General features: G+C 71.5%; 18 protein-coding genes and 2 pseudogenes. 5 read left to right on the forward strand and 15 right to left on the reverse strand.

All coding sequences use genetic code 11. The annotated features are described in order from the left end of the window. Nucleotides 1–188 precede the first annotated feature (188 nt). The 8 genes and pseudogenes from ACFWU9_RS34950 to ACFWU9_RS34985 form a co-directional block, all read right to left on the reverse strand. Nucleotides 189–644: a tellurite resistance TerB family protein gene (locus ACFWU9_RS34950; protein WP_384325113.1), complete on the reverse strand. Its 456-nt coding sequence runs from the start codon at nucleotides 642–644 to the stop codon at nucleotides 189–191. A gap of 84 nt (nucleotides 645–728) precedes the next feature. Beyond that, complete coding sequence (locus ACFWU9_RS34955) at nucleotides 729–2255, reverse strand: NAD(P)/FAD-dependent oxidoreductase (protein WP_384325129.1); 1527 nt, start codon at nucleotides 2253–2255, stop codon at nucleotides 729–731. A gap of 285 nt (nucleotides 2256–2540) precedes the next feature. Next, the gene (locus tag ACFWU9_RS34960; RefSeq protein WP_384325114.1) at nucleotides 2541–3167 is read right to left on the reverse strand and encodes a PadR family transcriptional regulator; all 627 of its coding nucleotides are present in this window, start codon (nucleotides 3165–3167) and stop codon (nucleotides 2541–2543) included. A gap of 28 nt (nucleotides 3168–3195) precedes the next feature. Next, nucleotides 3196–5235, reverse strand: a complete 2040-nt coding sequence (locus ACFWU9_RS34965) for an FAD-dependent oxidoreductase (protein ID WP_384325115.1) — start codon at nucleotides 5233–5235, stop codon at nucleotides 3196–3198. A 147-nt stretch (nucleotides 5236–5382) separates the two neighbouring features. After that, nucleotides 5383–5793, reverse strand: coding sequence for a PTS-dependent dihydroxyacetone kinase phosphotransferase subunit DhaM (locus ACFWU9_RS34970; protein ID WP_384325116.1), 411 nt, complete (start codon nucleotides 5791–5793; stop codon nucleotides 5383–5385). Further along, nucleotides 5790–6389 carry a dihydroxyacetone kinase subunit DhaL gene (gene dhaL, locus ACFWU9_RS34975; protein WP_384325130.1) on the reverse strand — a complete coding sequence of 200 codons (600 nt, stop codon included), beginning with the start codon at nucleotides 6387–6389 and terminating at the stop codon, nucleotides 5790–5792. Before dhaL ends, ACFWU9_RS34970 begins: the two co-directional genes overlap by 4 nt. A gap of 77 nt (nucleotides 6390–6466) precedes the next feature. Beyond that, nucleotides 6467–7459, reverse strand: a complete 993-nt coding sequence (gene dhaK / locus ACFWU9_RS34980) for a dihydroxyacetone kinase subunit DhaK (RefSeq protein ID WP_384325117.1) — start codon at nucleotides 7457–7459, stop codon at nucleotides 6467–6469. Between the two features lie 618 nt (nucleotides 7460–8077). Continuing rightward, nucleotides 8078–8185, reverse strand: a pseudogene (locus tag ACFWU9_RS34985) (IS5/IS1182 family transposase); the annotation flags it as partial. Between the two features lie 1073 nt (nucleotides 8186–9258). On the opposite strand from ACFWU9_RS34985, the pseudogene ACFWU9_RS34990 reads away from it, so the two are divergent. Then, nucleotides 9259–9534, forward strand: a pseudogene (locus tag ACFWU9_RS34990) (LuxR C-terminal-related transcriptional regulator); the annotation flags it as partial. 283 nt (nucleotides 9535–9817) lie between these two features. Here the strand turns inward: ACFWU9_RS34990 and ACFWU9_RS34995 are convergent. Beyond that, a complete protein-coding gene (locus ACFWU9_RS34995; RefSeq protein WP_384325118.1) occupies nucleotides 9818–10696 on the reverse strand; it encodes a hypothetical protein in 879 nt (292 codons plus the stop codon). A gap of 298 nt (nucleotides 10697–10994) precedes the next feature. On the opposite strand from ACFWU9_RS34995, the gene ACFWU9_RS35000 reads away from it, so the two are divergent. Both ACFWU9_RS35000 and ACFWU9_RS35005 read left to right on the forward strand, forming a co-directional pair. After that, nucleotides 10995–13262, forward strand: a complete 2268-nt coding sequence (locus ACFWU9_RS35000) for an Hsp70 family protein (protein WP_384325119.1) — start codon at nucleotides 10995–10997, stop codon at nucleotides 13260–13262. Beyond that, on the forward strand, nucleotides 13259–14641 hold the full coding sequence (locus ACFWU9_RS35005; RefSeq protein ID WP_384325120.1) for an Hsp70 family protein: 1383 nt from the start codon (nucleotides 13259–13261) through the stop codon (nucleotides 14639–14641). The genes ACFWU9_RS35000 and ACFWU9_RS35005 overlap by 4 nt, the downstream gene beginning before the upstream one ends. 19 nt (nucleotides 14642–14660) lie before the next feature. Here the strand turns inward: ACFWU9_RS35005 and ACFWU9_RS35010 are convergent, their stop codons facing one another. From ACFWU9_RS35010 to ACFWU9_RS35030, 5 genes are read right to left on the reverse strand one after another with little or no spacing between them, the layout of a single operon-like run. Next, nucleotides 14661–16232 (reverse strand): dynamin family protein, encoded by a 1572-nt coding sequence (locus tag ACFWU9_RS35010; protein WP_384325121.1) that lies wholly within the window; start codon nucleotides 16230–16232, stop codon nucleotides 14661–14663. Next, nucleotides 16232–18307, reverse strand: a complete 2076-nt coding sequence (locus ACFWU9_RS35015; RefSeq protein WP_384325122.1) for a dynamin family protein — start codon at nucleotides 18305–18307, stop codon at nucleotides 16232–16234. The genes ACFWU9_RS35010 and ACFWU9_RS35015 overlap by 1 nt, the downstream gene beginning before the upstream one ends. Continuing rightward, nucleotides 18300–19919, reverse strand: coding sequence for a dynamin family protein (locus ACFWU9_RS35020; RefSeq protein WP_384325123.1), 1620 nt, complete (start codon nucleotides 19917–19919; stop codon nucleotides 18300–18302). Before ACFWU9_RS35020 ends, ACFWU9_RS35015 begins: the two co-directional genes overlap by 8 nt. Continuing rightward, a complete protein-coding gene (locus tag ACFWU9_RS35025; RefSeq protein WP_384325124.1) occupies nucleotides 19919–22003 on the reverse strand; it encodes a dynamin family protein in 2085 nt (694 codons plus the stop codon). Before ACFWU9_RS35025 ends, ACFWU9_RS35020 begins: the two co-directional genes overlap by 1 nt. A gap of 32 nt (nucleotides 22004–22035) precedes the next feature. Further along, nucleotides 22036–22644, reverse strand: coding sequence for a Pycsar system effector family protein (locus tag ACFWU9_RS35030; RefSeq protein WP_384325125.1), 609 nt, complete (start codon nucleotides 22642–22644; stop codon nucleotides 22036–22038). Between the two features lie 120 nt (nucleotides 22645–22764). On the opposite strand from ACFWU9_RS35030, the gene ACFWU9_RS35035 reads away from it, so the two are divergent. After that, nucleotides 22765–23541 (forward strand): hypothetical protein, encoded by a 777-nt coding sequence (locus tag ACFWU9_RS35035; protein WP_384325126.1) that lies wholly within the window; start codon nucleotides 22765–22767, stop codon nucleotides 23539–23541. Between the two features lie 372 nt (nucleotides 23542–23913). Here ACFWU9_RS35035 and ACFWU9_RS35040 read toward each other — a convergent pair whose 3' ends face one another. Continuing rightward, the gene (locus tag ACFWU9_RS35040) at nucleotides 23914–24480 is read right to left on the reverse strand and encodes a TetR/AcrR family transcriptional regulator (RefSeq protein WP_384325127.1); all 567 of its coding nucleotides are present in this window, start codon (nucleotides 24478–24480) and stop codon (nucleotides 23914–23916) included. A 145-nt stretch (nucleotides 24481–24625) separates the two neighbouring features. Between ACFWU9_RS35040 and ACFWU9_RS35045 the strand changes: the two genes are divergently transcribed. Further along, nucleotides 24626–25468: an SDR family NAD(P)-dependent oxidoreductase gene (locus ACFWU9_RS35045; RefSeq protein WP_384325128.1), complete on the forward strand. Its 843-nt coding sequence runs from the start codon at nucleotides 24626–24628 to the stop codon at nucleotides 25466–25468. Nucleotides 25469–25723: the final 255 nt, after the last annotated feature.

Genomic DNA, 25723 nt, shown 5'->3' on the forward strand with positions numbered 1-25723 from the left:
GTGCCCCCCCCCGGTTCGGGGGGGGGGCCCCCGCCCGGCCGGGGGGCCCCGGGCCCGGGTGGGGCCCCCCCCCAAATCGTCGGACGGGCCGCACACGCGGCCCGTCCGACGATCGACGACGGAGCGGGTTCGCCCTCGTGTCCTCACCGCGGGGGACACGGCGGACGACGCTCCGTTCACCGCACGTCCTAGACGTCGAACTCCTGCGGCTGGAGGTCGAGCGCCAGGCACGCCTCCCGTACGACGGCCCGCTCCTGCGCGTCGAAGTTCCCGTCGGCGCCGCCGATGATGATGCCGATCTGGACGACGGCACGCGCCTCGGCCGGCTTCTTCTTCGCCTTGGCGACTTCCTGGAGCACGTTGACCTTGCCGAGCCCCGGGTCGCTGACGAGCTGGTTCAGATACTCGTCGAAGCGCCTCTGCAAGTCGGCGGGCGGGAAGTTCTTCAGCACGTCGTTGCTCGTGATCAGCTGGGTGACGCGCTGGCGCTCGGCCGGGTCGATGGAACCGTCGGCCGCCGCGACCAGGGCGCACATCGCCATGCTGGCGTCGCGGAACGCGCCGCTCTTCAGATCGTTCTTCTTCGCCTCCAGCTGGGTCTGCATCGTCTGGGCGGATTCCTTGATGCGATCCCACAGGGCCATGAGTGCTCCGTATGTCTCGGGCCGCCCGTGCCGGGGGGAAGGCCGGCGCGGACAGTGGCTGTTTCTACAGTGATGTAGAAGTTATCAGGTGCCCCAGGCGTGTTCGGTGCCCGAGGTGTCGCCCTCGGGCTCCCGCCACATCGGCGGTCCGGCGGGGGTGCGCGGCACGGGCCCGAACAGCACCGCGCGTGCCACCTCCGGTGTGAACAGCGCACTCAGCGGGGCCGCGAGGTGCATGGCGGACCGGAACGCCGCACCCACGACCGGGTTTCCGCCCGCCCTGCGCTGCACCCGCTTGACGTACCAGGCCGAGGGCCGGTCGAGCGCACGCGCGCGAACCGCGTTGCCCACGGCGCCCGGCATCTTCTTGTCCGCCCCCGCCGAGATGTCCCAGGCCTGTCGCGAAGAGGCGAGGATCGCCCGCTGAACGCGCAGGGTCGAGGGCGTACGGCGCCGGTCCGCCAGCGCCTCGCGCAGCGCGACGGCGTTGAGCGCGGCGACCGTCATGCCCTGACCGTAGACCGGGTTGAACATGCACAGCGCGTCGCCGGTCGCGAGGAAACCCGCCGGGCGGCGGCCCGGACGGTCGTACCGGCGGCGGACGTTGGCCAAGTCGCGGAACGAGCGCACGGGCGACTCCGGCTCGGCCCGCTTCAGCCAGTCGTGCAGGAACGGATGCGGGAGCGAGACGGCGAAGTCCGCGAACTCCTCCTCGTTGGAGGGGGGTTCACTCCCGCGCAGCCCCGCGAGCGTGACGAGATAGCGGCCGTCCTCGATCGGCAGCGCGACGCCGCCGCACAGCTGGGCGGGGTCGGGGACGACGTAGTAGCCGACGGTGTCGGTGGTGCCGTCGTCCTTGCCGGGACGGTAGACGCGGCTCGCGTAGACGAGTCCGCTGTCGAGCCTCTCCTCCGGGGCCGGATCGGCGCCGACGGCGGAGAGCCACGCGGGCGCCCGTGAACTGCGGCCCGAGGCGTCCACGACCAGATCGGCTGCCAGCGCCCGGGTGACGACACCACCGCGGGCCGCGGCGCCGTTCCTCGCCGCGTTCTCGGCCATCTCCTTGGTCGCGGCGCCGCGCTCCCGCAGCAGCACGCCGGTCGTCCGGAACGCGTCGCCGAGCAGGCCCACCACCTCCCTACGCTGCACCGTCCTGATTCTCGGATCGGCGAGGACCCTGCGGCGCACGACCCATTCGAGGAGCGGACGGGAGGGGGTGAGGAGATGGTCGGTGGCGGGCGTACGGCGGTACCAACTGCCCGCCTGCCACTGGACCATGTCGCTCGGCATCCCCACCCGGGGCGCGCCGTGCACCCGCAACTCCCCGACGACCCCGGGGAGGAGAGCCTCCAGCGCCAACTGTCCACCGCCGAGCAGTATGTGGGTGTGGCTTCCCTGGGGGACACCGGAGCGTGGCCGCGCGCCGTCGGGGAACCGGTCGCGCTCGACGATCGTCACGCGGTCGGCGTGCGCGGCGAGCACATGCGCAGCGAGCAGGCCGGCGACGCTGCCGCCGATCACCACCGCGTGGCGTTCGGGCCGGCCGGTGCGCCGATAAGGAGGGGTCCGGTCCTGGGGGCCGGATTCCCGGCCGTCCCCGTCGTCGTCCATGGCCATGTCTCCGGTTCCGTACGGCAGTTGATCGCGAGGGTCCAGTATGTCGGAGCCCGCGCACGGTGCCGGACGACCCTCGGCGCCGGGGAACGACACCGTCCGCCCAGGGCCCGTCCGACGGATCCTCGCGGGCCCGGGGCGTCCGGTGCGGCACCTCGCCGCGTCGTCGGACGCGTCCGGGTACGTCCGGTACGAGGCCCATCCCCCGCGAGGCGACCGACGCACCGCCCCGGTCGCCCCGGACCGATCCATGAGGATCCGCCGGAGGAGGCCAAGGGCCGGTTACGCGCCGTCGGACCCGGCCGGCGCGGTGCTCGCCTCGCGGAGCGCCTCGGTGAGCCACTCGACCCACATACGCTCCAGGTCGATTCCGGCCCGCAGCACCAGATGCCTCAGCCGGTCCGCCTCCGTCGGCCCGGCAGCCTCCGGCTCCGCGTCCGCTTCCGGCTTCGGCGCAGTCGTCCCCGTCTCCTCCGCCTTCGGCGCGAAGTCCCGCGCCTCGATGTCCCTGTACTCGGCCAACTGCCGCTCATGGAGCGCGAGATGGCGGCGCAGCTCGTCGGGGAGGCCGTCGGGAAGGTCGTCGATGCCGACCACCGCCGCCGCCCGCATCCTGAGCAGCAACGGGTCCCGTACGGGCTTCGGATCCTCCCGTGCCGACACCCATCCCGTCAGCTCGGCGCGCCCGGCCGGCAGCACCTCGTACTCCTTCTTCCGCCCCCGCGCCGGCCGCGCGGACTCCAGCGCGCGGATGTGGCCCGACCGTTCCAGTCTGCTGAGCTCCCGGTAGATCTGCTGATGCGTCGCCGACCAGAAGTAGCCGATCGAGCGGTCGAAGCGCCGGGTCAGCTCCAGGCCCGACGAGGGTTTTTCGAGGAGCGCGGTCAGGATGGCGTGGGGGAGGGACATGAGCGCATCCTAGAGTTCGGGGCGTCCGTCAGATCGTGGCCGCCAGCCGCGTCCCCTGGTCGATGGCGCGCTTGGCGTCGAGTTCGGCGGCGACGTCCGCGCCCCCGATGAGGTGCGCCGGGGCACCCGCCGCGCGGAGCGCGTCGTACAGCTCACGCCGTGGCTCCTGTCCGGCGCAGAGGACCACCGTGTCCACCGGCAGAACGGTGGGCGTTCCGTCGACCGTCAGATGCAGTCCCTCGTCGTCGATACGGTCGTAGACGGCGCCCGCGATCATGGTGACTCCCCGGTGGCGCAGCTCCGTGCGGTGGATCCACCCGGTGGTCTTGCCGAGCCCCGCGCCGACCTTCCCCGTCTTTCGCTGGATCAGGTGGACCGTCCTCGGCGGCTTCGTCCGTACGGGTTCCACGAGCCCGCCGGGCGAGCGGTAGCCGGTGTCGACCCCCCACTGCCGGAAGTAGGCCTCCGCGTCGAGGCTCGCCCGCTCGCCACTGTCGGTGAGGAACTCGGCGACGTCGAACCCGATGCCGCCCGCGCCGATGATCGCGACGCGCTCGCCCACGTCGGCGGCGCCGCGCAGCACATCGAGATAGCCGACCACGCGGGGGTGGTCGATGCCCTTGATGGCCGGTGTACGGGGGGTGACCCCGGTCGCCACGACGATCTCGTCGAACCCGGCCGCCCCTTCCGTCAACTCACCAGCCGTGACGGGGGTGTTGAGCCGTACGTCGACCGCGAGCCGCGCGAGCCGGCCGCGGAAGTAGCGCAGGGTCTCGTCGAACTCCTCCTTGCCGGGGACCCGTCGGGCGACGTTGAGCTGCCCGCCGATCTCGGCCGCCGCCTCGAACAGCGTGACCGAGTGGCCGCGTTCGGCGGCGGACACGGCGCAGGCCAGCCCGGCGGGACCGGCCCCGACGACCGCGACCCGCTTGGCACGCCGGGTGGGGGAGAGGACCAGCTCGGTCTCGTGGCAGGCTCTCGGGTTGACCAGACAGGAGGTGATCTTCCCGCTGAACGTGTGGTCCAGGCAGGCCTGGTTGCACCCGACGCAGGTGTTGATCGTGTCGGCGTGTCCGTCGCGCGCCTTGGCGACGAAGTCGGGATCGGCCAGGAAGGGCCGTGCCATCGAGACCATGTCCGCGCGCCCCTCGGCCAGCAACCGCTCTGCCACGTCTGGGGTGTTGACCCGGTTGCTGGTGATCAGCGGTACGGAGACCGAGCCCATCAGCGCCTTGGTCACCCAGGTGTACGCGCCGCGCGGCACGGAGGCGGCGATCGTCGGGATGCGTGCCTCGTGCCAGCCGATCCCGGTGTTGATCAGCGTCGCGCCCGCCGCCTCGATCTCCTTGGCGAGGGTGACGACTTCGGCCAGTGAGGAGCCGCCCGGCACCAGGTCGAGCATCGACAGACGGTAGATGAGGATGAAGTCGGGACCGACGCGTTCGCGGATACGGCGGACGATCTCCACCGGGAAGCGGATGCGGTTCTCGTACGTACCGCCCCACCGGTCCTCGCGCGCATTGGTCCGCGCGGCGATGAACTCGTTGACGAGATAGCCCTCGGAGCCCATGACCTCGACGCCGTCGTACCCGGCCAGCCGCGCCAGCTCCGCCGCCCGTACGAAGTCCTCGACCGTCTCCTCCACCTCGTCGTCGGTGAGGGCGTGCGGGACATGGGGGCTGATGGGGGCCTGGAGCGCGCTCGGCGCCACCAGGTCCGGGTGGTAGGCGTACCGCCCGAAGTGCAGGATCTGCATCGCGATCCGCCCGCCCGCCGCGTGCACGGCCGACGTCACCTGCCGGTGCCGCTCGGCCTCGGCCTCGGTCGTGAGCCGGGCGCCGCCCTCGTAGGGCCGCCCCCGGTCGTTGGGCGCGATGCCGCCGGTAACCATCAGCCCGACCCCGCCGTGCGCGCGGGCCGCGTAGAAGGCGGCCATGCGGGCGAAGCCGTTCTCGGCCTCTTCCAGGCCGACATGCATCGAACCCATCAGCACCCGGTTGGGCAGGGTGACGAATCCCAGGTCGAGCGGGCTGAGCAGACGGGGGTACGGGGTCGGGTACGGGTTCATCGTGGGGGCTCCTCGCGCGACGGCTGCGCCTCAGTAGTAGCCCGGCCGGGACACTTTGTGCAACCAGTTGCACAAAGTGTGGCCCGTCTCTCCCCGCGTACCGTCGCCGACGCTCTCCCCGCGTACCATCCCCGAAGCCGGGCGGCGTCAGACCTTGCGGTAGCTGTACGCCTCCACGGCCGCCGCCTCCACCGCGTTCAGGTCCGCGCCCGCCGACGCCGTCACCACGGCCGCGACCGCGCCCTCCACGAAGGGCGCGTCCAACAGCCGTGCGCCCTCCGGCAGTTCGTCGCCCTCCGCCAGCAGCGACTTGACGGTCAGCACGGCGCTGCCCAGATCGACCAGGAAGACGACACCGGAGCCCCGGTCCACCCGGGCCGCGGCGCCCGCGATCAGCTCGGAACTCGTCCCGAGCCCGCCGTCCGGCGTGCCGCCGGCGGCGGCCACCGGAGCGGTCGTGCCCCCGCCCGCCAGCTCGACGGCCAGTTCGGCGACGGACTCCGCGACCGCCCGGCTGTGCGACACGATCACCACACCGACCGGCTTCTCGGTACTCATTCGCCCGCCGTCGCCGCGAGAGCCGCGATCAGCAGCGCGGAGGACGTGGCGCCCGGGTCCTGATGCCCGATGCTGCGCTCACCGAGATAGCTGGCCCGGCCCTTGCGGGCCTGGAGCGGCACGGTCGCCACCGCGCCCTCCTCGGCGGCCGTCGAGGCAGCCGCGAAGGAGGTGCCGAGCGCCGCCACCGCGGGCTCCAGCGCATCGATCATCGTCTTGTCCCCGGCCTTCGCGCCGCCCAGCTGCGCCACGGCGGCGACCCCGGCGCCGAGCGCCTCGGCCAGCTGGGCCCGGGTGACCTCGGCGGAGTCGGCGAGCTGACGGCCCGTACGCCGCAGCAGCGTCCCGTACAGCGGCCCCGAAGCCCCGCCCACGGTCGAGATCAACTGCCGCCCCGCGAGGATCAGCACGGCGCCGGGCGTCTCCGGCGACGCCTTCTCCAGCTCCGCGGTCACGGCCCGGAAGCCGCGCTGCAGATTGTTGCCGTGGTCGGCGTCGCCGATCGCCGAGTCGAGCTGGGTGAGTCGGTCCGCCTCCCGTTCCACGGAAGCGGCCGCCGTCGTGAGCCAGCGGCGGAAGAAATCGACGTCGAGCACCGGCTCGGAATCCTGGTCGGACACAAGGTCTCCTCGAAGAGCGTCGGGCGTACGTGACGGATGTACCCGCCCGCGGGTCAGCGGCCCCAGCGCAGGGCCGGCGTCTGCACCGGCGCGTCCCAGAGCCGCAGCAGATCCTCGTCGACCTGGCAGAGCGTCACCGAGCACCCGGCCATGTCGAGCGAGGTCACGTAGTTGCCGACGAGCGTACGGGCCACCGCCACGCCCCGCTCGGCAAGCACCCGCTGGACCTCCGCGTTGAAGCCGTACAGCTCCAGCAGCGGCGTACCGCCCATGCCGTTGACGAGCGCGAGCACCGGGCCGGTCGGGCGCAGGTCCTCCAGCACCGCGTCGACGGAGAAGTCGGCGATCTCACGCGACGTCATCATGGCGCGCCGCTCACGCCCCGGCTCGCCGTGGATACCGATGCCCAGCTCCAGCTCGCCGTCCGGCAGGTCGAACGTCGGGCTGCCCTTGGACGGGGTGGTCACGGAGCTGAGGGCGACACCGAAGGTGCGGGCGTTCTCGTTCACCTGCCGCCCGATCGCCTCGACCCGCTCCAGCGGGGCGCCCTCGTCGGCGGCGGCGCCGGCGATCTTCTCCACGAAGAGGGTGGCTCCCGTACCGCGCCGCCCGGCGGTGAAGAGACTGTCCGTCACGGCGACGTCGTCGTTGACCAGGACCTTGCCGACGCGGACACCCTCGTCCTCGGCCAGCTCCGCGGCCATGTCGAAGTTGAGGACGTCCCCGGTGTAGTTCTTGACGATGAACAGCACGCCCGCGCCACCGTCGACGGCGGAGGCGGCCCGCACCATCTGATCGGGCACGGGGCTGGTGAAGATCTCACCCGGACAGGCGGCGGAGAGCATCCCGGGCCCGACGAATCCACCGTGCAGCGGCTCGTGCCCGGAACCACCGCCCGAGACGAGCCCCACCTTTCCCTCGACGGGCGCGTCCCGGCGTACGATCACCCGGTTGTCCACGTCGACGGAGAGCTCGGGGTGCGCGGCGGCCATCCCCCGCAGCCCGTCGGCGACCACGGTCTCCGGGACATTGATGAGCATTCTCAACGGATCCTCCTCGAAAGGTCTACCAGCCAGGCCTCTGAGCTGGGTGCTAGCTGGTCGGTCGATGTGTGACGGGCCGTACGCCCTGGCGATCGGTGACGGTCCCTGGCGAGCTGACGCCGGCTTTCCTGACGGGTCACCAAGCTTGTTTCCTAGCCCGTTCCCGGCGCAATCAGTATCGAAGGGGCAGGCCTGATCGTGAAGCCTGGCGCGCGGGCATCGCGTGGCGATCCTTGAGCCCATCGCAAATCCCTCCTGACCTGGCGTTTTGTGAGTGCGCATTATGTGCGGGGTGGGTGTTACGGGCGGTATCCTGACGCTGAAATGACACTTGTGACGCTTATTCTGATTGAGTGTCAGGCGCACGTTGGTCAGGTCAGTCGGAGCCAAGGCGGCGAGCTACGGTGCAACGCTGAGGGCTTGTGACGCTCGAAGTGGAGTCGAAGGCCCTGCAGACCAGATGTCCCGGAAGAGACCGGCCTGTTCTCTGACCTGCTGCGATGGGAAGGCATGGGGCGCTGACAAGCAGAGACGGCCTTTCAGGTCTTTCATCCTCATGCCTGTTTATGCGCCCGGAAGTCCCAGAAGGCTCTGGCGCGCGCGTGAGATCACCGGGCCTCTTCAGCGGTGCCTCTCATGGGTGAGGACGGCCTTGGCGACTGACGTCATGCGGTTGGGGCTGATCCCGGATCTTCGGATGATCCGCCAGGACTTCGGCAATGCCATGCCACCGTTCGACACGTACACCGATGGTGCCGATGGGGATCCGGGGCGTGGACGCGGGGTTCCCGAAACTGCTTGCTGCTCTGCAACGTGCCGAGTCGCTGCTCACAGAAGCTCGGTGGTCTCTCGAACAGCGTCTGCCAGCGATGCCGTCGGAGAGTGAACCCGGTGGCCCAGTGTGAACGAGGATGGCAACGCTGCCGCATGCCAAGCATGGGCGGGCCGCACACGAGCTAGGCACTGTCCTGCCGCAGATGGTGCGCGGGGCCCTGGGCGGGTGCGGGCTCGGCATCGGTCTCGTGCGGCGCGGCGGGGGTGACCGGCGGGCCGCGGCGTCGAACGAGTCCTCGCCGCCCGGCCCGACCAACCGGGCCGTCCTCCGCCGGCTCAGCAGGGTGCAAGGCTGGACGACCGCGCTGCTGGTTGCCTCGGCCTCCGCGCGCCAGAGCCGGCGGCTGACGGCTCGTGGCGTGGCCGACGCTGCGGAGCGACAGCGGCTCGCAGGGCAGGCGTTCTGCCCCATCGGCGCCGGCCGCAGCGCACAGGAGGAGAAGTTCGGTGCCCGCTGTCTGGCCCGCCGCAGGGGGATCGGTCCACGATCATGGTGTGGGTAGCTGCGCCTGCGCAATCCAGGCCGCCGGCCACTTTCCCCGGGAGCGGGTCCTGGCACTCCGTGGCTCTGGGCGCGGCCGATCCGGACGTACAGGATGCGCCCGGCCCCCGTAGCCCACGTGTGAGCCGCCCCCGGGACCGATATTCCGTCCGGCGCCAGACCCCTGGGCTCGTACTTGTGTTTGATTTTCAGGAGGGGCGCCTCGACGCACTCCGCTTCCTACGCCGTGTCCAGGCCAGGGATCTGGAGCGCACCGATCAGTGGATCAAAGCCGAGAAGGAGCGCGTCGGAGCGTCGAGCAAGCCGCCCCCGCCCGCGACCGAGTGGGTCATCCAGCGGATGCCGAGCGGGACCCGGCAAGTGCTCCACACTGCGGATTGCTGGGCATCCGGGAAGGCGCAGACGGTGGACCGCAGTGAGGCGGCCAAGATGCTTACCGACGGGGCCGTGCCGTGCGACGTGTGCCCGCGTCGTGGCGGGGCTGGGGGCCGGCGGTTCGGGCGCGGCAGCGGTCAGACCGCTCACGGAGCGGCTGACGGAGCGGGAGCACGAAGTCCTCGCGCTGGTCGGCTGCGGGCTGTCCAACGCGGAGATCGGCGAGCGTCTCTATCTGGTCGAGGGCACGGTCAAGGCCCATGTCAGCGCGATTCTCGCCAAGTTGGCGGTGCGCAACCGGGTGGAGGCGCCGATCGCCGCGTACGAGGCGGGCCGGGTCGTCCCGAGCCCCGACGACCGGCCCTAGGGGCTGTCGTCGGGTCAGGCCGGGCTCGCGGTCCCTGGTGCGGGTGCCCTCTTCCCGTAGCCCCCGTAGCCCCCAGGGGCCATGGGAGGTGCCCCCTGCGTTGTCGTCGGCCGGCACGGCTGCGCCATGCCTCCCCCTCGGCCTTGGGATCGCACGTACCAACGAGACATCAGCCGCCGCCGCGGCGGGCGCCCCCTGATCCGGCCTGATCCGGACGACAGACCCCGGCCGAGGCCGACCGGGCGAGGCGGCGTCCCGCAGGGCGGTCCTGTCGCGGCACGCGTCAGCTCTCCTGAGGGTCCGATTCGTCGTCGTACGGGTCGAAGTACGGGTCCGCATCGGGATCGGGATCCGGATCGGGAGAAGTGTCGGCCGGGAGGCCGCCGCCCTGTCCGAAGGGGTCCTCCGTGCCCCTTCCCTGGCCACCTGACCCAGTGCCTCGCCCGGCGTCTGGCTCCCGGTGCGGCTGCTCCCACGGGACACCCTGCGGGGGCAGTTGGGGGTGCGTGTCATCGCCCCTCGGACCGCCGAGGCCGATGAACGGCGCGGCGATGAAGGTGGCCGGGCGGGACCCGGGGGGTGCCGAGGCACCCGAGGGCTCTCCGCCCCCGAGGGCCGGCAGTCCGGCGCCGGACACTCCGGCCACGGATGACCCCGGTCCGGACGTCCCCCGCTCGGGGTCTCCCGTCGCCCCGCCCGGAAGGTGGAACCAGGCCCGCAGGTCGTATCCCGCGATGCGTACGGCATGGAACGTAGGCGGTGAGAGCTGCTCGTCGTATTCGTTGCGTACCAGGCTCCGGTACAGGTCGTCCCAGAGGGCGAACGCCAGATCCGGTTCCTGCCGCGCCCTGAACGCCGACTTGAATTCCGCCGAGTCGAGCAGCCGGGTGGTGGCGACGACACCGTCCCCGGCGTAGCCGCCCGCGGTCATGTGGACATTGTCCACCGCCGCGGCGGCCCGCAGCCGCAGCCGGTTCTCGGCCGTCCTGCCGCCGTTGTCCGTGCGCAGGACCCTCTTCAACTCCCGCACCAGGGAAGGGATCACCCGCGTCTCCACGATCCCGGGCGGCAGGATCAGCAGCTCGCCGTCGCCCTGGGCCTGTCTGGCGCACGCGTCCCGGTCGATGCCCGCCGCCTCGCACGACTCTTCAAGGATCGCCAACAACCGTTCCTGGTCACGTATTTGGTTCGGCACCGTACGACGGGTCGAACCCTCGGTGTCGACCCCGAACGAGAGACGGCGTACACCACCGTACTTATTTGGCATCAGAACCTCGCTTCACTGGAGTTGCCGCGGCATTCTGAGCGCCCCGCGGGGGGAAGGAACAGCGCGAAGGCTGAATCGGGGGACGGGCCGACCGACGAGCGGAGTGAGACAACTCTGCCCGTTCCGCCGCCGGATTTCACCCGGTTCAACTACTTTGTTGTCTCTGTGGAACGGGGGGACGATTTTGGCTGACTTGACCGCGCCCGTGCTCTGCGTCGACTTCGGTACGAGCACCACGCAGGCGGCGCTGCTGAATGGTGACGAGGTGCGTCTGCTGCACGACCCGGTGGGCGGGTCGTCCAACTGGCCCTCCGCGGTGTACGCGGAGGGCGACACATTACTGGTGGGCCGGGCCGCTGAGAGACGTAAACGCGTCCATCCCGAGCGGTACCGGCACGAGTTCAAACGCGACCTCGGACAGCGCGCCCCGATCCGGCTGGGCGGCGTCTCGCGTACGGCCGAGGAACTGCTCACCACACTGCTGCGCAGGCTGCGGGCCGAGGCCGAGCGGCTGTCCGGATGGCCCGTCACCGAGGCGCTGCTCACCTTTCCCGCCTCCTACGGGCCGAAGGACCCCCGGCGCGGGGCCATGCTGGAGGCCGCGGCCGACGCCGGGCTCGGCGTCGCCGAGCTGCTGCCCGAACCGGTCGCGGCGGCGCTCTCCCCGCCGGCCGGGAAACCGTTCGTGCCAGGGGATCTCATCCTGGTGTACGACTTCGGCGGCGGCACCTTCGACACCGCGCTCGTACGGGTCGGGGCGAGCGGATACGAAGTGCTCGGGCACGGCGCCCTGGAGGACTGCGGAGGGCGCGACCTGGACGCCCGGGTTGCGGCGGAGCTCCAGAAGAAGTTCGCCGGTGTCCGCCCGCCCACCACCGCCGGGACCACCCCGGAGGCGATGCTCAGAGCCCAACTGGATCTGAACGACCTCTCGCTGGAGCTCAAGGAGCAGCTGAGCAGCGGTGAGAACGCGGAGGAGTTCACCCGTACCGACATCCAGGTCACCCTGGACCGTGAGACCCTCACGGCCCTGGCCACCCCGCTCCTCAACAGGACGATCGACCGCTGCACCAACCTGATCAAGGCGGCGGGCTGTGACCCCAGCCAGATAACGGCCGTGCTGACGGTCGGCGGCACCTGCCGCAGCCCCGTCGTCACCGATCACCTCACGCGCCACTTCGGTGTGCCGATCCGGCAGCCGGAGAACGCCCAGCACGCGGTGGTCCTCGGGGCGGCGGTGTGGGCGCGGGCCACGCCCGCACGCGTCATCCGGCCCGCCAGGCCCGCCCCCGGCATCACCCCGCTGGCCTGGGAACTGCCGTCAGGGCGTGCGGAACTCATCCGTCAGCAGGTCGCCACCGGCGGCTCCTTCCGGGCCGGTGACACCCTCGCGCGGATCCGGGACCGGGAGGGCGCCATCCACCATCTGATCGCCGACACCTCCGGGACGGTCGTCAACTGGCATGCGCAGGTCCGGCATACGGTGCACTCCGGCGACTGGATCGTCACCACCGCCGCAGGCGCGTCGGCCGCCTTCACCACCGCCACCCTCCAACTGCCCGCCGACCCGCCCCTGATGGTGTGGAGCGCGCATCAGGCCCCCGTGGGGGCACTCGCCTTCAGCCCCGACGGACAGTTCCTGGTGACCGCTGACCACTACGGGACCGTCATCATCCGGAAACTCACCACCGGCGAATCCGCCCCCACGGTCGAACTGGCCCGCCCCGTGACCGGGTTGGCCGTCGACTCCCGACGCGGTCTGATCGCCGCGGGACTGGAAGGGGGCGGAATCGAGATCTTCGATTTCGCGGCGGACACTCATCTGACGTCGCTCGACACGGAGGACGGGATCGAGACCATGACCTTCGGTGACCGCGGCGCCTGGCTGGCGGCGGCGGACGGGTCCCGGACGCTCGGCTGGACCACGGACAACTGGACGGAACTGGCCTCCGAGGAGTTGCGCGGCGACGCGGGCGGGCTGGCGACGCGCGTCGGCGACGCCTTGCTGCTGGGTGACGTTCGGGCGTTCACCCTGCTCGACACCCTCGGCGATCTGGATGACGGGCTGCTGCCGCTGGCTCTGTTCGGCGGGCTGACCGCCGACGGGGGAGCTCCCCTGGTGGCCGTCGCGCCGGGTGGGGTCCTGGCCGCCGGGCACCGGCCGGGCGCGGTGCTCAGGATCGACGCGCGGCACGTCGCGCAGGCGGCCCGGAGCGGCAGCCGCCTTCTGCTCGCCGGGTACACGGACCGCGACATCCAGATCTGGTCCCTGGCCGGCGGTGAGCCGCTCGGGGACCTGAGTGTGCCGGGGGAGGTGCTGTCGATGGCGTTCAGCCCGGACGGCGGCAGACTGGCCGTGGGCCAGGACGACGGCGCCGTCCTGATCTGGAACCTCACCGACGGCGCGCCGCCGGTGGCCCCCGCCGGGGGCACGTGGGCGCCGGGAAGCGGTCCGTCATGACGGACCTGACAGATCCCGTGCTCGCCATCGACTTCGGTACGTCGGGTACGTGCGCCACCCTGGCCGACGGCTCCCGGACCCGGCAGCTGCGCGAGCCCGCCAGCGGCAACTGGTCATGGCCCTCCGCCGTGTTCATCGACGGGAACCTCCCCCGGGTCGGCACCCTCGCCGTCACCCACAAACGCCTCGCGCCGGCCGACCACCGCGACGAACTGAAACGCTACCTGGGGCAGGACACCCCCCTGCGACTCGCCGGGCGCAGCTACCGCCCCACCGTGCTCGTCACGGCCCTGCTCCAGTCCGTACGGGCGGAGGCCGAGCGGCTGAACGGCGGCCCGCTCGGGCGGGCCGTCCTGACCGTCCCCGCCTCCTACGGCCCCGGGGACATCCGTCTGACGGACCTCCTCGCCGCAGCACACGCGGCCGGGATCCCCGCCCCCGAGGTGGTGCCCGAACCGGTCGCTGCGGCCTTCGCCCCCCTGGCGGGCGGCCCCCTGCCGCCCGGAACCACCGTCCTCGTCCACGACTTCGGCGGCGGCACCTTCGACACCGCGGTCGTCACCATCGAGGAGGACGGCCATCAGGTGCTCGGCCACGCCACCCTCGACGACTGCGGCGGACGCGACATCGACGCGGCCGTCGTCGGGTATCTGCGCGACGTCGGCGGCGAGGGCCTGCGGCGGCTCCTCGACGGCCCGGACGAGGCGGCCGACCGGGCCCGGATGGATCTGCGGGACTTCGCCCAGCGGCTCAAGCACCGGCTGGGCGCGGAGACGACCGCGACGGACGTGTTCACCCCCGCCGAGGTACGGCTGACCCTCGACCGCCAACGGCTCGACACCCTGGTCAGACCCCTGCTGGAGCAGACCACCGACCGCTGCGCCGAACTGCTCCGCACGGTCCGGTCGGAGCACACCGCGACGCGTCCGGAGGCACACCCCCCGCCGGTGGTGTCCGCGGTGGTGGCGGTGGGCGGGTGCAGCCGCCTGCCGGGGGTGTCCGAACACCTCGCACGCACCCTGCGGCTGCCGGTCCGCCAGGCCGAGGATCCACAGACGGCCGTGTCGCAGGGCGCCGCCGCCTGGGCCCTACGCGGAACCGCCGGGCGCGCCGGGCGCAGGACACCGTCCCTCGGCCCGGCCCAGGACCGCACGCCGCTCTCCTGGGCCCTGCCCCCGGGCGCGTCGACGCTGCTGTCCTGGCGGGTGCCGCAGGGCGGCCGGTTCACGGTCGGCTCGGTGCTCGCCCAGGTCCGCGCACCGGACGGATCACTCCTCGACCTCACGGTCACCCGCGCCGGAACGGTCACCCGTTTCCACGCCGGGGTCGGCGACCAGGTCCTCAGCGGGGACTGGCTGGTGACGACGACAGCCGGGTGACCCCGCCAAGCCCGGCTGATCAGCCCGGCCGGTCGACCCGGCCGGGCTCGTCAAGTTCCGCGAGGAGGTACTCGTACGACCGCACCACCACCCGGGCGGCCTCCCGGCTCGCTCCGGACAGGGCGCCGCCCTGCCAGCGCACCAGCCAGGTCGTGTGCCGGAGCCGGGCCTGCCGGCGCAGCTCCTCCACAGGGGTCTCCGCGGGCAGCCCGAGCCGGTCGGCGGGACGGCGCCCGAACTCGCCCACACACTGCCGGATCTCACGCGCCTCCGCGTCGCTGAAGCCCAGTGCACCGGCGTACAGCCGCCGCAGGGTGTTGAGCTGGGCGAAACCCGGTTCGTCGACGACCAGCGCCTCGATGACACCGATCGCCTCGTCCAGCGCCGATCGCTCCCGGGGACCGAGACCGGCGGCCAGCCGGGCCGGCATGGAGCGCACGCGCTCGGCGGCGGAGTCCAGCTTCAGCAGGGCGGCCCGGTGCCCGAAGTGCCCGGCCAGCCGGTCCCGCAGGGCTTCCATGCCGCTGTCGCGCATGAGATGGGCCCGCAGCTCCGGCACCGTACGCACGTGATCGCGCACCGCCTCGCAGGCCGAGTGGATGCCGTACGCGCCGAAGCGGGTCCACAGCCGCCGGCGCTCGGTGGCGTCGAGCGGCAGACCGGACCCCTCCGCGCAGAACATCGACGCCATCGACAGCGCCGCGACGAGGGTGTTCCCCGGTACGCCGGCCAGGGCCCGGAAGCTCGCCAGTGTGCTGTCGTCCAGAGTGCCCGCCGCCTGCCCTATCAGGCTGCACACCGGGGTGAGTTCGTACAGCCGCTGCTTCATACCGGGCGCCTCGCTCATGGTCCGCCCCGCCAGCGCGCGCCCCCGCTCCAGTGGATGCGGGCCGCCCGGCTGCCACAGGTGCTCACACTTGGTGAGGACTCCCAGAGTGGTCAGCGGGGTGGACGTGGCGAATCTCGGGCCGAGGAAGTGCGCGAGCAGATCCGCGTCGACGGTCGAGGGCCCCCGGATCGAGAGGACCAGGATCAACGCGTCCGCCGCCGAGGCGTGGCGCAGCGTCGACCGGTCGAGTTCGTCGGGGTCGATACCGAGGAAGTCGAAGGTGTTGCGCGAGTCCTCGACGAACCGGGAGTCCAGCCCAGGTGTGTCGATCAGCTCGAACTTCTTCAGATACGGCGCCCCGATCTCGGCGACGATCTCCGAGATCCCCCGCAGTTCCCCGGCGTACTCCTCGCGCCTGACCGTCAGCGATTCGAGCCGGTCCAGGCTGGTGGTGACCGGCGGCCGGCCGTCCTTGTAGTGGATCGTGAGGCCCGGTGTGTCACCGTGCCGGAGACGGTTGACGTTGAAGGTCAGTTCCTGCGAGCCGGTGGCGACGCGCTCCTCACCGATGAGCGCGTTCACGAGTGTCGATTTTCCGGTGCTGATACGGCCCACCACCGCCACCCTCATCAACCCGGCAGCCCGGTCCCTCTCGGCCTCCAGCGCTTGGCGCAGCAGGGCTGTGCGAGGGCCGCCGTCGGTCAGCGGCGTGAGCGCGGCGGCGAAGGCGGCCGCGACCCGTCTCTCCAGATCGTCCGCCACTACGCGCCGTCCCCCGTGCCGTCGAAGTGCCCCGCACTTCCGTCTTCCCGGCCTTCTCCGTCTTCTCCGCTTTCCGTGCCGGACAGTCGGCCGACCGCTGACGCCAGCCGGTTAACCTGGCTCTCCGCCTCCGCCAACGGGCGTTGCTCCTCGGTCAGTTCGGCCAGCCGGAGTGCGCCTTCCGCCTCGGTGCGCACGAGGGTGCCGCGCAGCCGGGGCAGTGTGTCGTCGATGCGCTGCCGTTCCCGGGTGATCCGGCTGTCCAGGTCCGCGCTGATCTCTCGTCGGAACTCCGCCATCGTCTGCTCCACCACCGCCCCGATCCGGTGGGTCTGCGTGCTCCTCGCGTCCTGGAGTGCCACGGAGAGTTCCCGCCGCCTCGCGGCCATCACCTCGGGCGGGATCTCCTCCGTGACCACCTCCTCCCACTCGGAGGCGGGGCGCACCTGCACCCTTCTGGTGAAGGTCTCGGTCCGGGGCGGCGAGAAGTAGTCCATGGTGGCCTCGGTGGCCCGCTGGAATCCCTTGCCCAGGATCCGGCCGATCCCGGTGGCGATCGCCTGCTTGCGGGGGCTGCGGGGGAGTGTGACGGTCTCCGTCACCGTCTCGTACTCCGCCTCCGTACGGTGGATCACCCGCCGGGTCGGCCGGTGCAGCCTTCCGAAGGCGCCGAGATCCACCACCGGAGGCGACGGAAGGCCGCGCAGGGCGCTGCCGGTCAGTTCGAGCCCGATCCGCTCGGTGATGTCGCGCTGGGTCCCGGCCGCCTGCCCGGCGCCCCATGTGCTCAGCGCGCTCAGTGCCACCCCCAGATCGCTGTTGACCCGGTCGGCGAGCTGGTCCGGTTCCTGGAGATAGCGGTCCACCTGAAGGTATTCCTGCTCGGCCCGCTGCCACACGGTGTCGAACTCGGCCGCCCCGCGCTCGCCCAGCCTCCCTTCCAGCAAGGAGAGTTCGTCCTGCAGCTCGGCACGCCAGGAGGCCGCGCCGTCCGCCAGTTCCGCCAGCCGCGCGGACTCCCGTTCCATCTCCTGCTCCAGGCTCTCGACCCGGGCGCGGCCGGTCTCCCGCTGAGCCTGTTCCTCCGCCCGCAGCGGTGAGAGAAGAACGTGGACGGCCGACTCCAGCTCGGACAGCGCCCCGCCGAGCAGTACCTTGGCCCGGTGACGGGCCAGCCGGGACCACACCGCGGCCTCCAGCCGGGCGAAGCCCGAGTGGTGCAGCAGGTCCCTGTTCCCCGTCACCAGGCCGGTGATCTTCGCGGTGCTCGAAATGGGCAGGACCTCGATGGCGGCCACGGGCTTCCCGGTCACCTCGGCGATCCGGGCCCGCACACCCGCCAGGAAGTCGTCCACGTCGGTGACCAGATCGATATGGGTGAGGGCGAACATCATCGCGTCCGGGCGGTCGGCCGCCCCGACCGCGTGCGCGGCCTGTGCGAGGAAACCGACCTCGCTGTCGGACAACGGCTCCTGTGCCGACGACACGAACAACACCGCGTCCGCCGTGGGCAGATACTGCTGGGTCGCGAGCGTGTGATCGTGGTACACCCCGCCCACCCCCGGCGTGTCGACCAGGACCAGCCCGGACGCGAGCCGGGGGTCCGGGAGTTCGATCTCCAGGAGCAGCGCCCGCTCGGCGTCCGGATGGGTGGTGCCCTGTGCCGCGTACGACCCGATCTGCGCGCGCTCGATCCGGCGGCGCTCGGGCGGCGCGGTCCGCCCCGGCCGGTTTCCCTGTCCGCTCCCGCTTCCCTCCGTCCCCGGCCCATGACCGGCGAGGGTCACATGGATACGTTCCTGATCCCCGTACGCGACCGTGGTGACCAGCCGGGTGGTGAAGAACATGTCGACGGGCAGCAGGTTCGGCTGCTCCAGGAGCGCGTTGAGCAGGCTCGACTTGCCGCGCTTGAACTCACCGCACACCACGACCGACAACCGCCCCGACGCGAGGCGTTCGCGCGCTCCGTAGAGCCGGTCCGTGGTCTCGCCCGCCGTGCCGCGCTCCTCGGCGGCCCCGGTGATCCTCGCCAGCAGGGAGAGGATCTCCTGCCGCAGAATGTCGTACTCAGCCATGCCCGGCCCCTGTCCCTTCCCCGGACGCGTCGAGCGCCTCCGAGACCCTTGATGCCTCAACCGATGCCTCAACCGCATCCGACGTCCCGGGCGCCGTGACGCGGTGCAGCAGCAACTCGTACGAACGGCGGATCACCCGGACCGCGCCCCGCGAGGCGCCACGGTGCTCGCCCAGGGCGTCCGCCCGCGCCCAGCGGCCGATACCGGCCCCGGCCTCCTCCGCCAGGCCCCCGGCCGCCGTGCCCTCCGGCAGCCCGAGCCGCGCCGCCGGTGAGGTCCCGTGCTCGCCGGTGACCCTCAGCAGCTCCTCTGTCTCCCGTGCGCCGAGGGTCAGCCGGCCGGCGTAGTGGTCGCGCAGAACGGCGAGTTCCAGGAAGGCGTGTTCGCGGAACTCCAGCGCGGTCAGGTCCGACAGGGCCGGTCGGGGACCGGCCGGCAGCCGGCCGATGAGCGAACGGGCCTGCTGGACGACGCGGTTGACCTTGATGACATCCGCCCGGTTCCCGAAGTGGTCCAGCAGCAACCGCCGGAAGCCCTGGACGCCACTGCGCTCCAGCAGCTCCGCCCGCAGCGCCCCGATGTCCTCACGGTCCTCGCGGACCAGACCGCAGGCGGTCACGATCCCGTACGCACCGAACCGGGCCAGCAGGGCGGACCTGCGTGCGGCGGGCACCGGCACGTCCGGGAGCTCCCGGCCCGCGAAGTGCGGGCCCCGGCGCACGTGCCTGGCCAAGGCGTCCCGGTCCAGCCGGGAGAGTGTCACCAGATCCGTGTGGTCCTCCTCGGTGAAGGTGCTCGCCGCCGAGCCCAGCAGCCCGGCCACCGGCCGGAGTTCGAACAGCAGCCGCCGCGCCCCCGCCGACTCCATCAGGAACTCCGCGACCCGTCGCCCTTCCGCGAGGGGGTCCGGAGCCTGGGGCCAGTAGTGCTCCACCTTGGTCAGCGCTCCGACCGTGGTGACCGGTCCCGCCGTGTCGAATCCGGCGCCCGCGAAGTCCTTGAGCAGCGCCGCGAATTCGCCGGACAGCCCCCGGTCGAAGACCGCGACGAGCGCGTCGGCCCGAGCGGCGTGGCGGACCGAGGCCGCGTGGACCTCGTCGCCCGAACGGCCCAGCCAGCGGAGGGCGTTGGCGGAGTCCTCGCCGTAGGTCGAATCCAGCCCCGGGGTGTCGATCAGATCGTGCGCCAGCAGCTGAGGACTGGGATGACCGATCTCCAGATGGTCGATACGCCGCAGCAGCGCCTGGAGTTCCGGGTCCCGGGCCCGTGCCCGTACGGCCAGTCGCTCCATTTCCTCCAGGGGATACGCGGCGGGGGGCGCGCCGTCCTTGTGGTGCACGATCAGCCCGGCCGGGTCCGCGTGCCGGAACCGGCAGACGTTGAAGGTGAGTTCGAGCGCGTGGGTGGGGGCGGGAGCCGCGCCGAGAAGGGCGTTGACGAGCGTGGACTTGCCGGAGCTGATCCGTCCGACGAGGGCGATACGCATCCGTGCCGCGAGCCGGGCCCTGCTCTCGGCCAGCAGCCGGCGAACGTCCGCCACGGGCTCGCCGCCCGCGGCGGAGAGCGCGGCGTCCGCCCGGTCGAAGGCCGCGTACACCCGAACCAGATCCATCAGCTTCCGGCCTCCCCGCTGGCGTCCCCGGCCCCGTCCTCGTCTCCGCCGCCCGGGTGCTCGTCCCGGTGCTCCCGGTCCGCGCCCGGACGGGTGGCCTCTTCGCCCATGTCCTGGAGCCGGTTCAGGGTCCGCTGGAGGGGGATCCGCTCGTTCTGGAGCCGCTGGACGCGCTGCTCGGCGTCCTGCTCCTGCGCCTCGTACGTCTCCCGGATACGCACCAGGGACGCGTTGACACTCTCCCGTTCCTGCGTGATCCGGCTCTCCAGTTCGGCCACCACGGCGGTCGACATCTCCGCGACGAGCGCGTCGACCGACGCCCGGAGGTGCGTCTCCTGCGACTTCCGCAGCGGAGCCAGCGTCTCCTTCAGGCTCCCGCGCTCGGCTTCCCGCTCCTGCTTCGCGGCCTCCTCGGCGGAGTGTCTGTGTCCCACGCCCGCGCCGAACAGCGCGCCGACGATCGACCCGGCCCAGGCACCGAATTGGGCGCCCACGGCCGTCCCCGCGCCGGGCAGGAACAGCGTCCCGAGGAGCGCGCCCACACCGGCCCCGGTGCCCGCCCCCACGACACCACCGGCGCCCGCGACGACCGTCACCTCCCGGACCCGCCGCCCGAGGGAGTGGGGCCGCTCGTCCTGGCCGACCCCGGTCCTGACATTCACGGGCGGCACCGGCGGGTCCGGGAGCCGGGTGAACCGGGGGCTGCCGAGTGACAGACCGCTGCTCAGGGTGAACTCGCGCAGAATGCGGGCGGCCTCCCGGCCCGCGGTCTCGTTCAACGTGGCCACCAGACCCGCCGCGTCCAGGCTGATCTGGCGGACCAGCGCGTCGGGGTTCTTCAGATACTCCTTCTGGTAGAGGTAGTCGGCGTACGCGGTGAGCCATATCTGGTTGAGACCGGCGGAGGCTTGGCCGCGGAGATCCGTGCGGACGGTGTTCATCGCTGCCGTCAGCTCCGACCGCCAGAGCGAGTTCGACCTGCCCAGCTGTTCCAGCCTGCCCTGACGGGCGACGTAATCGTCCCGGAGCTTCCCCAACTCGGCCTTCGTGGCGCGCCGTTGGGCATCGATGGCCGCGTCGACGGGGTCGATCAGGGCCTGCGTACCGCTTCCGAGGGCGGTGAGCGCGTCCCCCAGCAGCACTTTGGTTCGGCGCCGGTTCAGCGCGGCCCACAGGGCGGCCTCCAGAGCGGCGAAGTTGCTCAGCTCCCAGTCCGCCGTGTCGCCGTCCGCCAGGTGGTCGAGTCGGGCCCGGGCGGAGACCGGGACGATGGTCAACTCTCCGGCGGGACGGCCGGTGGCTTTCACGACCTTGTCGGTCAGAGCCGCCAGGACCTGGTCGTACGCGCCCACCAGGTCTGTCTTCGTCAGGACGAATATCTGGGCGTCTGTGTCTCCGTCGACCTCGGCGGCGTCGCTCGCCGTTTTGATGAAGTCGGACTCGTGCTGCGTCAGTGGCTGAGTGGCGTCGGCCACGAACAGCAGCGCGTCGGCCTGTGGCAGGAACGCGAGGGCCACCGCCGTGTGCTCCTCGTACATACCGCCGACGCCCGGTGTGTCGACCCACCGGATCCCGGACTCCAGGCGGGGGTTGGGTGTCCGGATCTCCAGCTGGAGGGCCCGCCGTGCGTTGTGCGGGTTGTGCGCCTCGGTGACGTAGTCCCTGATCTCCGACCTGCTGATGATCCTGCGGACGGTACGCGGCTCTTCCTGGCCGGGATCGCCGCTCGGGCCGTCCCCGCCGTGCCCCTCCGGGGCGACCGTCGGTTCGTCTTCCGGTTCTTCGCCCTCCAGGACGACGGCGATCTCTTCCGTGGCCCCGTACTCCACGGTGGTGACCAGACGTGTGGTCAGCACCGTGTCCGTCGGCAGCAGGTCGGGCTCCCCGAGGAGAGCGTTCAGCAGTGTGGACTTGCCTCGTTTGAACTCGCCGCAGACCGCGACTGTGAGGCGTCCCTCGGTCAGCCGCCGCCGGGCCGCGTGGAGCCGTGCGGCGGTATGTGCCGCACCGGTGGTCTCGGCGGTTGCGGTGACCGTGTCGAAGAGGGCGAGAAGTTCGGAGCGGAGCGATTCGTAACTGCTCATGACGGATGTCCCCCATCCTCCGGAGCGAGCGTTCAGGCGAGGAGCAGCACCAGGACGACGAGTGCCACCGCGAAGGCGGCCAGCGCCAAGGACACCTGCACGAGCAGGTGTTTGCGCCACGCGACCTGGCTCATGACGACGAGCTGACGGCTGAGCATCGGGAGCAGGTCCTCCTGCCCCAGGGCGGCCCGGAGCCGTACCGGGTCCCAATGCCGTACGTGTCCGAAGTAGATGAAGTTGTCGGGGGCGGCAGCCCGCGCCGCCCGTGTCCGCAGGCGCGGCTGGATGGCGACGATGGCGCACAGCGCGCCGATCAGCAGGGCCACCAGCGCGATCAGCACCAGGGAGCTCAGGGCGCCGTCCACCCGGCGGCCCGCGAAAGAACCATCCTTGGCCAGGGACGCCAGCCCGGCGGCCGATGCGGCTTCCAGGGTCAGGGCGAAGCTCGCCTTGTTGTCGACCCGGGCGGTCCAGTCGCCGAGCGCCTGATGAATTCGCCAGGCGTTCTCCCGGGCCTCGGCGGTCGTCGGCGGCTGCGCGGACGGCAGGGCCGGCGTGGGTGTGAGCGCGGGCGGCGCATGCGGTGGAGGTGACGGGTCGTCCGGTGACGGCGATAAAGGTAAGGGTTCGTTCCGAGCCATGTGCCGCCTCCCCCGATGCGCCTTTCGGCTTGGCTCACATACCCAATCACTTCCGGGCACAAGCCACCGGCGAATCCGGGGAATTCGGCACGACCGCACCACGGGGCGCAACGCCCGTGTGTGACGACGGGCCCCGGAAACGCGACAACGGCCCGCGCCAAGGGCGCGGCCCGCCGGACCCGCGACACCGCCCCCGCCACCTGGGGACCGAGCGCCCACCTCGTCTCCCTCCAACCCCTGTCCACCGAAGCCTCGGGCGCCGTCCTGCGTGACGCCGCGCCCACCGCAGGCACAGCCGAGGAGGCGGCCGCGCTCGGGGAGCGGCTCGGCGGACCCGCCCTCGCCCTGGACACAGCGGGCCGCTACCTCACCCATCCCACGAGCCGCTACCGCACCTTCGCCGCCTACCAGGACGCCCTGGATACCGAGTTCGGCGACCTTGTCGGTGCCGAACACCCGCAGGCCGCCGACCCGGACATCGCCCGCACCGTGGTGCGGCACACCTTCGATTTCCTCCTGGCCCAACTCCACGACGACGGCTACACCCTCGCCCGCCCTGCCCTCTTCCTCCTCGCACTCCTCGAACCCACACCCGTCCCCCGCCTCCTGTTCACCCCCGGCCGGCAGGCCACCGCCGCCGAACTCGACGCCGCCCTCGCCGCACTCCACCAGTACGGCCTCATCAATACCCCAGCCACAATGCTGGTCGGTGGCGGGGATGCACTCACGGTCGGGCAGGTCGAGGTGCACCCCCTGGTCCACGACGTCATCGCACTCACCCCACCCCCGGCACCACCTGCCACACCGCCCTCGACACCCACCTCACCCAGACCGTCCAGGACACCACACGTCTCACGCAGCGCGGCGGTGCCGAAGGCGGCCGCGTCCAGCAGGTGACGTCGTCGGCGCGCTTTCTCGTGGTCGTGGACCTGGTCGCGCAGGATCTGCCACGCGTGTGCCTCGTAGTTCTCACTGGCCAGGACCGGGGACCACTTGAGGCAGATCCGTTCGAAGGCCGCGTCGGTCGCCTCTTCTGCATCAGCCCAGTTGTGCAGGAACGACTTGGCGCACCGGTCGTAGCCGGTCGGGCGCATCTGGTGGAACGCAGCGAAGTCCAGCGGCAGGAGACGGGGGTGACGGGACATCGGCTCGGCGCCGGGGATCTGCGGGGTGGTTTGCCTGCGGATGCGGCCCCGAGCCGCGCCTGGCATTGTCCGTTTCCACGGCCCGGCCCTCACCGGATGACCCCCGTCCTCTGCGGAAAAGCTCCTACGCTTTCAGCGCTTCCACGCCGCCGCGCAGGAAGGTCATGACCGCGACGATGTCGGAACGTGCCGGGGTGGGGCCGAGGGAGGAGCAGAGCGCGGCCGCGGCTGCGGCCGTCATGCCGGCGTCTCTTTCGTCGGGAGGTGAGGGCATGTCCTCGACCAGGCGGCGTGCCCCTCTCTCCACGATCTCGGCCATGCGCGCCTTGTAAGGCGCCTGGAGTTCCGGGTTGAGCGCCAGCAGGCGTGCGGTGAGTGCGTTCGCCTCGTGCGGATGGTCCAGTTCGCTGTACAGCCACTGCTCGACGGCGTCGATGATGCTCCACCCTGGTGCGCGTTCGCTGATGGCGGCTTGGAGCCGGGCTTCGAGAGCGTCGAGGTGGGCCAGCGCCATGCTGAGTTTGCCGGGGAAGTACAGGGTGACCGTCCGTCGGGACACCTCGGCCTTCTCGGCGATGTCGGTGATCGTCGTCGCCTCGTAGCCGTGCTCGACGAAGAGGTCGTGGGCCGCTCGCAGGATCGCTTCCCGTTTCCGGTTCTTGTTCCGCTGCCGCAGGCCGTCCTCTGTCATGAGTCCGACTCTACCATCAGGGCAATTTTACACTTGGTGTAATTATGCCTAGGGTGCATGTGTCGGAGCAGCAGCGCGGCACAGGGCTCCGTGGACCTCACGTGTCCATGGGGCCTTCGACCGTGACGTCACAGAGGAAGCGGACATGAATCAGCCATTGGCCGGCAGGATCGCCGTCGTCACGGGAGCGAGCCGTGGGGTGGGCAAGGGCATCGCGCTCGAACTCGGCGCGGCCGGCGCGACGGTCTACGTGACGGGCCGGAGCGTGACCCGTGGTGCCCTGCCCGGCACCGTGAACGAGACCGCCGCTGCGGTCACGGCACTGGGCGGTAGGGGCATACCCGTTGTCTGCGACCACCGCAATGACCGGGAGGTGGCGGCTCTGTTCGAGCGCGTACGCGCGGAGGCCGGCCACTTGGACCTGCTGGTGAACAACGTCTTCTCGTCGCCGGACCTCGCCGCGTGGCTCGGCAGGCCGTTCTGGGAACTGCCCCTCGCCGCGTGGGATCAGGTGATGGACATCGGTACCCGGTCGCACTACGTCGCCGGCGTCCACGCGGCGCCCCTGCTGTTCGCGGCGGGCGGGGGACTTGTCGTCAACATCTCCTCGGCGGGCGCGCGCCAGTATTCCCACACCACCGCGTACGGCGTGGGAAAGGCAGCGCTCGACAAGATGACGGCCGACATGGCGGTGGAACTCCGACCGCGCAACGTGTCCGTCGTATCGGTGTGGCCCGGCCTTGTACGGACCGAACTGGTCGATGCCGCCGCGCGCACGGCCGACCACGGCCGCGTCGAGATCGAACTCCCCGGCGAGGGGAGTTTCGACGTCAGCGCGGCAGAGTCGCCACGATTCGTCGGGCGGGGCGTGGCCGCACTGGCGACGGACCCGAACATCCACGACCGCTCGGGTTCCGCAGTGTCCACACACGACCTGGCCCGCCATTACGGCTTCACCGACGCGGACAGCGCCACCCAACCCGTCTAGACGATTAAAGAGTTCTTTCATTTGGCGACGCTGCGGGTAACGCCCCGGCTGCGCAGCCATCGGCGCAGGCAGTGCAGTCGTTGTCGGTATGGAGTTTGGCGCCCCGCCCCCCGCCGCGCCCCCCCCCCGGCCGCCGGGACGATCGCGCCCCTCGCCGCGCCGGCCGCCGTCGCCGACAGAAGGGGGCACCACATCCGATTACACCGCCCTCATCAACAGGGACGCGGCGATGAGCACTGCCGTACCTCCGAACAT

This window comes from Streptomyces sp. NPDC058653 (assembly GCF_042716895.1).
GTDB lineage: Bacteria > Actinomycetota > Actinomycetes > Streptomycetales > Streptomycetaceae > Streptomyces.

What these genes read in the sequence shown, in the direction of transcription:
- ACFWU9_RS34950 (WP_384325113.1), bottom strand. Translation starts at nt 644, where the DNA reads ATGGCCCTGTGGGATCGCATCAAGGAATCCGCCCAGACGATGCAGACC.
- ACFWU9_RS34955 (WP_384325129.1), bottom strand. Translation starts at nt 2,255, where the DNA reads ATGGACGACGACGGGGACGGCCGGGAATCCGGCCCCCAGGACCGGACC.
- ACFWU9_RS34960 (WP_384325114.1), bottom strand. Translation starts at nt 3,167, where the DNA reads ATGTCCCTCCCCCACGCCATCCTGACCGCGCTCCTCGAAAAACCCTCG.
- ACFWU9_RS34965 (WP_384325115.1), bottom strand. Translation starts at nt 5,235, where the DNA reads ATGAACCCGTACCCGACCCCGTACCCCCGTCTGCTCAGCCCGCTCGAC.
- ACFWU9_RS34970 (WP_384325116.1), bottom strand. Translation starts at nt 5,793, where the DNA reads ATGAGTACCGAGAAGCCGGTCGGTGTGGTGATCGTGTCGCACAGCCGG.
- ACFWU9_RS35005 (WP_384325120.1), top strand. Translation starts at nt 13,259, where the DNA reads ATGACGGACCTGACAGATCCCGTGCTCGCCATCGACTTCGGTACGTCG.
- ACFWU9_RS35015 (WP_384325122.1), bottom strand. Translation starts at nt 18,307, where the DNA reads ATGGCTGAGTACGACATTCTGCGGCAGGAGATCCTCTCCCTGCTGGCG.
- ACFWU9_RS35020 (WP_384325123.1), bottom strand. Translation starts at nt 19,919, where the DNA reads ATGGATCTGGTTCGGGTGTACGCGGCCTTCGACCGGGCGGACGCCGCG.
- ACFWU9_RS35025 (WP_384325124.1), bottom strand. Translation starts at nt 22,003, where the DNA reads ATGAGCAGTTACGAATCGCTCCGCTCCGAACTTCTCGCCCTCTTCGAC.
- ACFWU9_RS35030 (WP_384325125.1), bottom strand. Translation starts at nt 22,644, where the DNA reads ATGGCTCGGAACGAACCCTTACCTTTATCGCCGTCACCGGACGACCCG.
- ACFWU9_RS35040 (WP_384325127.1), bottom strand. Translation starts at nt 24,480, where the DNA reads ATGACAGAGGACGGCCTGCGGCAGCGGAACAAGAACCGGAAACGGGAA.
- ACFWU9_RS35045 (WP_384325128.1), top strand. Translation starts at nt 24,626, where the DNA reads ATGAATCAGCCATTGGCCGGCAGGATCGCCGTCGTCACGGGAGCGAGC.